Origin of the sequence: Leptospira kmetyi serovar Malaysia str. Bejo-Iso9, from assembly GCF_000243735.2 — a bacterium.
GTDB classification, from domain to species: Bacteria; Spirochaetota; Leptospiria; order Leptospirales; family Leptospiraceae; genus Leptospira; species Leptospira kmetyi.
The window spans coordinates 282,036-290,000 of the sequence record NZ_AHMP02000003.1; the positions used below are offsets into that span (position 1 = coordinate 282,036).

Below are 7,965 nucleotides of genomic sequence, written 5' to 3' on the forward strand. Positions count from 1 at the left end.
TTACTACTAGGACGGAGAATATGGGTTCCCTAATACCATTCTTAGAAGACCAAGGCCGGGAACTGGATCGAATCCAGAAAGAACAGGTCGAAGTGTACGGAGACACTCTGGAGAATTCCCTCCGTCTCGCCGCCAAACATCTCAAAAAACAGATCCACGAACTGGACTACGTAGTTTTAAAACGCGGAAAGAAAAAACTTTTCGGTCACGAACCTTGGCATATCCGAGTTTCCATTCTCCCCGAAGATAACTTTCTCGACGAACTCACCGAACTCGATCAAAAACTTACCGGCGGTTCGGGCAAACTCGTTTCCAAGGACCTCAAAGATTTCATTCAACCCAAGGACAAAAACGGAAGAAGTCTCGTTCAAATTCTCCGGAACGGAGTTTATCTCACCGTCTTTCCGCCGTTAGGCGAAGGTCATCCCGTGGAAATGGACGAGGTTTCCAAAAAACTCGTTCTTCGAGGAATCTCCGGTGAAGACGACAAACTCGTCCGCAAAATCGTAAAGGACGCAAAGGGAGAACCCATTCTCATCTCGGAACAAAAACCGAGACCGGGTATGGAGGCAAAACTCATTCTCGACATTACCTCGGATAAGATGAAGGCCAAAGTCACCATTCTTCCCCCAAGACCGGGCGGAAGAGATTTGGACGTAAGAGATATCGTCAATCATCTCAAAAACGCCGGAGTCAAATACGGATTCAAAGAGGAAGAGATCCAAAGAAAACTCGAAGACGAGTTCTACAACCAACCCTTTCTCGCGGCGGAAGGGGATTATCCGATCAACGGGAAAAACGCGCAGATCATCTATCACGTTCGTACTTCCAAGAACGTTTCTTTCCGGGAAGACGAAACCGGAAGAGTGGATTTCAAGGATTTGGATCTGATCGAGAACGTAGTGGTCGGTCAGTTGCTCGCGGAAAAAATTCCCGCGGAAAAAGGAAAATACGGTCGTACTCTTTTTAACGAACTTCTTCCCGCCAAAGACGGAATCGATACGGATTTGAAACAGGGAAAGGGAACCATTCTTTCCGAAGACAGAAGCAAACTCACCGCCGAAGTCAACGGTCAGGTCGTGTTTGCGACGGGAAGACTTTCCGTGGAAACCGTATATCGCGTCAACGGTGACGTCGGTATCAAAACCGGGAACGTGACCTTTCTCGGTTCGATCGTGATTACGGGTAACGTGGAAGACAACTACTCGGTCAAAGCCGCGGGAAACATCGAAATCTACGGAACGGTTCAAAAGGCGAGAGTGGAAGCCGACGGAGACATCATCATTCGTCAGGGAATTTCCGGAAGGGAAGAAGCTCATATCGAATCCACCGGCGGAAACGTGATCGCCAAGTTTATCCAGAGCGCGACCGTGATTACGGAAAAAGACGTTCTCGTTCAGGAAGGTATTCTCCATTCTTTCGTAAGCGCGGGCGGTAAAATTCTCTGCAACGGAAAACGCGGTCAGATCGTGGGCGGAACGGTGCGTGCGTCCGAACTGATCGGCGCAAGGAGCATCGGTTCTTCCGCAAACCCCGCGACCGAACTCGTGGTCGGGATCGATCCGAAGGTTCTCAAGCAGATCGCGGACTACGAAGCGAAGATGCACGAGAGTCAGACCAAACACGAACAGGTTTTTAAAAGTCTCAAGACGCTTCAGGCCAGAAAAGAATCCGATCCGGCTTCGTTTACGGAAGATCACGAGAATCAGCTTATCAAGATGCAGAAGGCGGTTGAAAAACTGGATTCCCGGATCAAGGAATTCGAAACCGAAATCAACAATCTCAAAAACTACATGGAAGAAAAGTCTTCTCACGGGAAGATCAGCATCGAAAAGGTTCTCTACGGGGGCGTAACGATGAAGATCCGAAACTCGGACTACAAAACTCGGAACGAAATCAAGAACAAGACCTTCGTGGAAGAGAACGGAATGATTCGCCAAGTTCCCTACGAGGATCCCGAACCGGACAAAAAAGACTGGAGAAAAAAACGAAACCGTGGTAATTAAACCATAGGATGAGGCTGAGCGATACTTTTTTAGGTTACGGTCAAGCTCCCGATCTAATTCGGAAGCAACAGGTGGAAAATCCTTTCACCATGCCTCATATGATCTCCGAAACCGCTCGGATGGTCAAAGAATACAACGATACGCGCAAGTATGCGGTGGAATTGTATACGGACGTTTTTTCTCTTTCTCCGGAATCCAGGGAAAGAATGGCTTCGGCCCGAAATCAAAAAATCGACCAGATCAAGGACCGGTTAAAAACATACAAACCGGCCGTGGAAGGCAGGACCGAGTCCGTGACTTATTCCGCACTGGGTCAAAAGACGTCTAACGCGCCCGCCAATCGGGGTAGAATCGAATTCTTCGCTTAATCTTATCCGAAGGAATGTTGTTGGAGACGGCCCGGAGGAAAAGGTATGGAGTTATTTGCAGTTTTAGCGATCAACGCGGTTATTTCCGTGGTTTTATACTATACGATCACTTCGAAAGTAACGGAAAGAATTCGCACTCATATGCTGGGAAAGATCAACGAAGAAATCCGGGATTTCGTGGACGAGTTGGAAACGGAATCTCTGAGACAGGTCGATCTGATCGGTTCGAGAATTCTTACCTTCAAGGAAATGACGGCCAAAGTGGAAGAACTCGTCAAAAGAATCGAACAGGCTACGACCCCCGATATTCTCGGGAAGATAAAAATCGATTCACCGGCTTCCGAGATCGGAAACGTGGAAACGCAGGCTCCGAGTCGGCTTCAAGATTCTTCTTACGGTAAAATTCCGGGATCGGTTCAACAAGGAATCGGTCATATCTATAAGGAGAATTTGGATCTCTTTCGAGAAGAAGGAGAAGTCCGTTCCGCCGCACAATCGACTCCGCTTCAAAATCCGTTGACCGCGAACGCTTTTTCGAACGAAACCGCCGCCCCGAAGAACACGCGCGTTTCTTCATCAGAGAATTCTTATATTCAAAAACCAAAAACTACCGCATCGGGTCAAAAGCCGAAAACCCAAAATCCGAGCGCGGCACAAACACAATCGCGCAATCCGAACCAAACGCAGACGAGTCAGGGTTCCACTTCCAATCTGGTTTTGGAAACGATCGGCAAGGGTGTTCGCAAGTTTTTCGGAATCCAGGAAATCAAAGCGGTTCGGGACGAAGACGACGCGACTTCCGGAAACGATTTTTTTCCGGGAACGAGAAATTCCACTTTGGATATTTCCTTGGACGAGGATCCGTTCGCACCCGAACCGGTTTTCGGCTCCACGTTAGGCGGAACACCCGTTTTTAAGGACAATCTGAAGTCGAAGGACGCGGATTTCGGAAGAATTCTCCAGGACAACGTAAACGGTTACGAACCCCCTAAACCGGATTCCGCGAGAATTTCCGCCGAAGCCGCGCTTCTGGAGATCGGAGAAGATTCGACAAAAATCGAGAAAGTTGTTTTCCTTTTAAAAAGAAAATATACTCATGAAGAAATTTCGGAAGTTCTCGACCTTGCCTTGGGTGAAGTCGACATCATCGAAAGATTCAGGTTGGACAGAAATAGGAGGCTCTGATGTCCCAGTTTAGCGTATTGAACGTAGGATTCGGGAATATCGTTCTGGTTTCTAAGATCGTTAGCATCATCCATTCGGATTCCGCTTCGGCCAAAAGAATCCGCAACGAGGCTAAGAGCAACAACAGTTTGATCGACGCGACTCAGGGTAAAAAGACGCGTTCGATCATCGTGACCGACAGCAATCATCTCATTCTTTCCAACTTAAGAGTGGAATCACTCACCAAAAGAATCGAATCCAGCGACAACTCGATCGCTTCCGAAGAGGAAGACTTAGACTGAATTCTCCCAAACTTTTCGTTCTTTCCTCCGTTGCAGGAGGAGGGAAGTCCACACTCATTCAAAAACTTAGGGAAAAACATCCCGAGATTCTTTTTTCGATTTCGTGCACGACCCGCGCGCCTCGTCCGGGGGACAAAGAGGGCGTAACGTATTTTTTTCTTTCCAAAGAGGAATTCGAAAAGGGAATTTCCGATTCCGCGTTTTTGGAATGGGCCTTGGTTCACGATCAATACTACGGAACTCCTTTGAAGTTTATCGAAGAGGCCTTTGCAAAAGGTTCATCCGTGATCATGGACATAGACGTTCAAGGCGCTAAGATCATCAAAGAAAAACTTCCCGGTAAGATCGTGACGATTTTTATCCTTCCTCCGAGCGAAGAAGAATGGGAAAGACGTCTTCGGGGAAGGGGAACCGATTCGGAGGAGAATATTCTCAAAAGAATCCGAAACGGAAAGGCCGAACTCGAACGTCAGAACGAGTTCGATTATAAAATCGTAAACGATCGTTTGGAAAAAGCTCTCGAAGAGTTGGAAGCTATTATTTTGGGCGGTTCGACATCGAAGGGAAAAGAATCGTAGGAGTTCCTACAAAATTCTTTCGTAGAACAAATTGCCCCCGCCCTGATTTGGGTGGGGGGTGAGGTAGTGGGAAGAAACGGACGAATTTTCCATATCAGAAAATTCTACTTTTTGCAAGCGCGATTTTCGTTCACCGAATTGTTGGAACTCCGACAATTCTCCCTTATCTACAATCCGGAGAATCCACCAAAATAAAAGGCATCGTGGTCGGAACTCCGTTCGCCTTCAATTCTCGGTCCTTTAAATAAAATCCGCAAACGGAAACATTGCTTCCGACTTGAACGTTCGAAATCAACGAAGGAGAATCCGAATCGAGGGCCACCGGTTTTCCGGAAAAATAAACGACGAAGCGGATCGAATTTCCCTTGTAAAGAATTTCCGAAACGGTCCCAGAGATTTGAATCGTCTTGCCGAAAGCGGCCGAAGGATTGGAAACGAGTTCGTAACCGCTTACTTTCGGAGGAGCCGAATTCGTTTTTTTCTTGGCGGACACGGAAGAAACACCGAACGACAATAAGGCGATTAAAATTGCAAAAGATCTAAATTCAAATTTCATAATATTCTACTCCGAATTAAGGGTTGGCTTCGACCGCGTCGTCGGGAATTCCCGGGGTTTTGATTCCGCCGGATCTGCTCAGCCATTTGTTCGTAATCATCGCGCGTCGATCCGCAGGGAAAAGCGTCAAAAGATAAGTCGTGATCGTAGGTCTACCGTCGTCTTCCGCGTCCTTGTCCATCTGAATAAAAACGTCAATGATGTCTCCATCCGGCCAGTTTACGAGCATTCCTACCGCCGAGTCCGGGGGCATGTTTCCGACCTTGTCCGCAAGAACTTTAACCAGCTTTTGTCGGCTGTTTTTTTCCGCGTCGGAAGACTTCATTTCCTTTTCTTTCGCGATCAAACCCTTACGCATTTCCTCGAGTTTTTCCATTTCGGCTTCGAGACGACCCTTTTCCGTCAAAAGTTCGGACTTTCTTTTTTCAAGCTCGTCCAATTCTTCCGCGAATCTTTCCTGAGCTTTCGTGAACTCCAACTTTTGAAGTTCCGTGGGAGATTCGTTGTCCTGATTTACGAGCGCCGGTTCCTTGCGAAGAAACGGAAAAATTTCGGCCGCGTTGATGATTTGGAAATAATCGAAAACGAAAAAACCGATTCCCAATAAGAATAGAATGAGTAGAACGAGATACGTTGCTCTTGCCTTGTCGCTTAACGATGCCATATTAAACCTTTAGATCGATCCGATTTCTATTGATCTTATTTTCCAACTGCTCGGCCTTTTCTTGAAAATCGGTGATTTTTCTCTGGAGGCTTACGATAGAATCCGCGTTTTGCGGAGAATTTCCGGTCGCGACGTTCAGAATTTTCTGAAACAAGGATTCACTTTTTGAATCGATCGTAGAGTTTTTTAAGCTCTGAGGCCCCTGAGTCGTCGTTTGCGGATTCAACGCTTGATCCCGTATCGTATGTAAAGACTCTCGGAGCCGGTTCAGGTTCGGAAGATTCATGAATTTCTCTCCATTGGATGGATTTTAGCTGGTTGTAATGTTCTTCGAGTTCGAACTTTTCTTTTTTGAAGTATAACTTTCTGTATGTTTTGTACTGATTCTCTTTGAGAATCTCCAGAATCTTGCGGTCTTTTTGAGCGAGAATCAACTCCGCTCTTTTCGCGTCGAGTTCCGGTTTTCTGTTTTCGATATCCGATTCCAGATTTTCGTTTTGAGTGATGAGAGAACGGATATAACCTTGATGAAGTTGATAATCTCTCAAAGAAGCGCCGTGAAGAGAAGCGGATTCTCCCGTGAGTAAATCGATTTGTCTTTCATTTTCCAGAATGGAATTTCGAATCTGATTGATTTCGCCCGCGACGAGGGAGAATTCTTTTAATTTTTCGTCTTCCTTCTTCTTACGAAGATTCAAAACGGGTTCGAGATTGAATTGAAAACGTTTCAAGGTTTAGAATTCCTCTTCTTCCTGTTCGTCGTCTAAAACGTCCTTCAATCCTTTTAACGCTTGAGAATACGTACTGCGTTCCTGAATCTTTTGTTTCAGATAACGATCGATCTTATCCTTCTTACGGATCGCAAGATCCACTCTCGGATCGGAACCGGAAACATACGCGTTTAAGCGGATCAATTCTTCCGCGGAATTATACACGCTGATGAGTTCTCGGATCATTCCCGCTCTTAGGTTTTGATCTTCGGGTGCGATTCTCGCCATAACCCTGGACAAAGAAGCGGGAACGTCGACCGCGGGATAATGATTTCTTTCCGCGAGTTTTCTGCTGAGAATGATATGCCCGTCGATATAACCTCGTACCGCGTCCGCGATCGGATCTTCCATCTCGTCCGCTTCGGTAAGAACCGTATAAAAACCGGTGATCGTTCCGCCGGACTTGGAGGTTCCGGAACGTTCCACAAGTTTTGCCAATTTAGAAAAAACGGAAGAACTGAATCCTCTCGTGATCGGAGGTTCGTGATTGGACGCGGAGATTTCCCGGTTGGCCTGTGCAAAACGAGTCAAAGAATCCATCATAAGATTCACGTGTTTGCCTTGATCGCGAAAGTATTCCGCAATGGAAGTGGCGAGTAGGGCGCAGTTGACCTGTTCCATCTTAGGTGCGTCCGAGGTCGCCGCGAGAACGATGGATTTTTGAAGTCCTTCTTTACCGAGGTCGAGTTCTATGAATTCGTTTACTTCTCGTCCGCGTTCACCTACGAGCGCAATCACGTTTACGTCCGCGTCGGTATAACGCGCGATCATTCCGAGCAAACTGGATTTACCGACGCCCGAGCCGGAAAAAATTCCGACGCGTTGTCCTCTTCCTATGGTGAGAATTCCGTCGATGGCCCGAACCCCCGTCATGAGAATGTCCCGGATGATCGGACGATCTAGAGGATTGGGAACCTCGTTGTCGGGCGGGCGTTCTTCCTTTGTGATGATATGACCTTTTTTGTCGATCGGTCTTCCGACCCCGTTTAAGACCCGACCGAGCAATTCTTTTCCGACGGGGATCGCGAGTTTACGTCCCGAGGAGAATACGAAGGCTTCGGGATAAATTCCTTCCACGGGACCGAGGGGCATGAGCGTATAAACGTGTCCTTCAAAGCCCACGATCTCACATTGGAGATAACCTTCTTTTCCGCTTTTTTGAACGTCCATGAGTTCGCCGATTTTAGAATCGGGGGGGCCTTCGGAATAGATTACGTTTCCGGAAACTCGAATGACCTTTCCCGATTTTCGGATCGTTTCGGTTCGATCCATAATCAGGAAGTATTTGGACATCACGTCCACTTTCTCGTGAAATTTCTTTTCGATCATAGAACTGCCGGAATTATCTCTTGGTATCCAGAATTTGCGGGAAAGTCAAGTATCTATGCGAAAATAAAAGAATTATGTCGCTTTGGGAAATGTAGGAACTACTGCAATTTCCGATTTCACGATCGGTGTGGGAACTCCTGCGGATCGTGCGGACTTGATCCTCCACACTGTGGGAACTCTTACAAAAAAGAAAAGACCTCCCGGTTTTCCCGGGAGATCGATAAGAAG

At 47.0% G+C, this 7,965-nt stretch carries 10 protein-coding genes; 5 read left to right on the forward strand and 5 right to left on the reverse strand.

Features of this window, described 5'->3' with window-relative positions; genetic code table 11:
* Positions 1-20: 20 nt before the first annotated feature.
* The 5 genes from LEP1GSC052_RS03730 to LEP1GSC052_RS20850 are packed head-to-tail and all read left to right on the forward strand — an operon-like array spanning position 21 to position 4,418.
* Positions 21-2,006 (forward strand): FapA family protein, encoded by a 1,986-nt coding sequence (locus LEP1GSC052_RS03730; RefSeq protein ID WP_010574490.1) that lies wholly within the window; start codon positions 21-23, stop codon positions 2,004-2,006.
* An 8-nt stretch (positions 2,007-2,014) separates the two neighbouring features.
* Positions 2,015-2,374, forward strand: coding sequence for a hypothetical protein (locus LEP1GSC052_RS03735; protein WP_010574491.1), 360 nt, complete (start codon positions 2,015-2,017; stop codon positions 2,372-2,374).
* Between the two features lie 45 nt (positions 2,375-2,419).
* A complete protein-coding gene (locus LEP1GSC052_RS03740; protein WP_020985899.1) occupies positions 2,420-3,559 on the forward strand; it encodes a hypothetical protein in 1,140 nt (379 codons plus the stop codon).
* Positions 3,559-3,840, forward strand: coding sequence for a DUF370 domain-containing protein (locus LEP1GSC052_RS03745; RefSeq protein ID WP_004458206.1), 282 nt, complete (start codon positions 3,559-3,561; stop codon positions 3,838-3,840). Before LEP1GSC052_RS03740 ends, LEP1GSC052_RS03745 begins: the two co-directional genes overlap by 1 nt.
* Positions 3,837-4,418 carry a guanylate kinase gene (locus LEP1GSC052_RS20850; protein ID WP_084492192.1) on the forward strand — a complete coding sequence of 194 codons (582 nt, stop codon included), beginning with the start codon at positions 3,837-3,839 and terminating at the stop codon, positions 4,416-4,418. The genes LEP1GSC052_RS03745 and LEP1GSC052_RS20850 overlap by 4 nt, the downstream gene beginning before the upstream one ends.
* Before the next feature lie 163 nt (positions 4,419-4,581).
* On the opposite strand, the gene LEP1GSC052_RS03755 is transcribed toward LEP1GSC052_RS20850, so the two are convergent.
* From LEP1GSC052_RS03755 to fliI, 5 genes are read right to left on the reverse strand one after another with little or no spacing between them, the layout of a single operon-like run.
* Positions 4,582-4,974, reverse strand: coding sequence for a TOBE domain-containing protein (locus LEP1GSC052_RS03755; protein WP_010574494.1), 393 nt, complete (start codon positions 4,972-4,974; stop codon positions 4,582-4,584).
* A gap of 16 nt (positions 4,975-4,990) precedes the next feature.
* Positions 4,991-5,638, reverse strand: coding sequence for a periplasmic-type flagellar collar protein FlbB (locus LEP1GSC052_RS03760; protein ID WP_010574495.1), 648 nt, complete (start codon positions 5,636-5,638; stop codon positions 4,991-4,993).
* Position 5,639: 1 nt separating this feature from the next.
* A complete protein-coding gene (locus tag LEP1GSC052_RS21395; RefSeq protein WP_020986826.1) occupies positions 5,640-5,792 on the reverse strand; it encodes a hypothetical protein in 153 nt (50 codons plus the stop codon).
* Positions 5,793-5,796: 4 nt separating this feature from the next.
* Positions 5,797-6,369: a flagellar export protein FliJ gene (gene fliJ, locus LEP1GSC052_RS03765; protein ID WP_010574496.1), complete on the reverse strand. Its 573-nt coding sequence runs from the start codon at positions 6,367-6,369 to the stop codon at positions 5,797-5,799.
* A gap of 3 nt (positions 6,370-6,372) precedes the next feature.
* A complete protein-coding gene (fliI, locus tag LEP1GSC052_RS03770) occupies positions 6,373-7,737 on the reverse strand; it encodes a flagellar protein export ATPase FliI (protein WP_010574497.1) in 1,365 nt (454 codons plus the stop codon).
* Between the last annotated feature and the right edge of the window lie 228 nt (positions 7,738-7,965).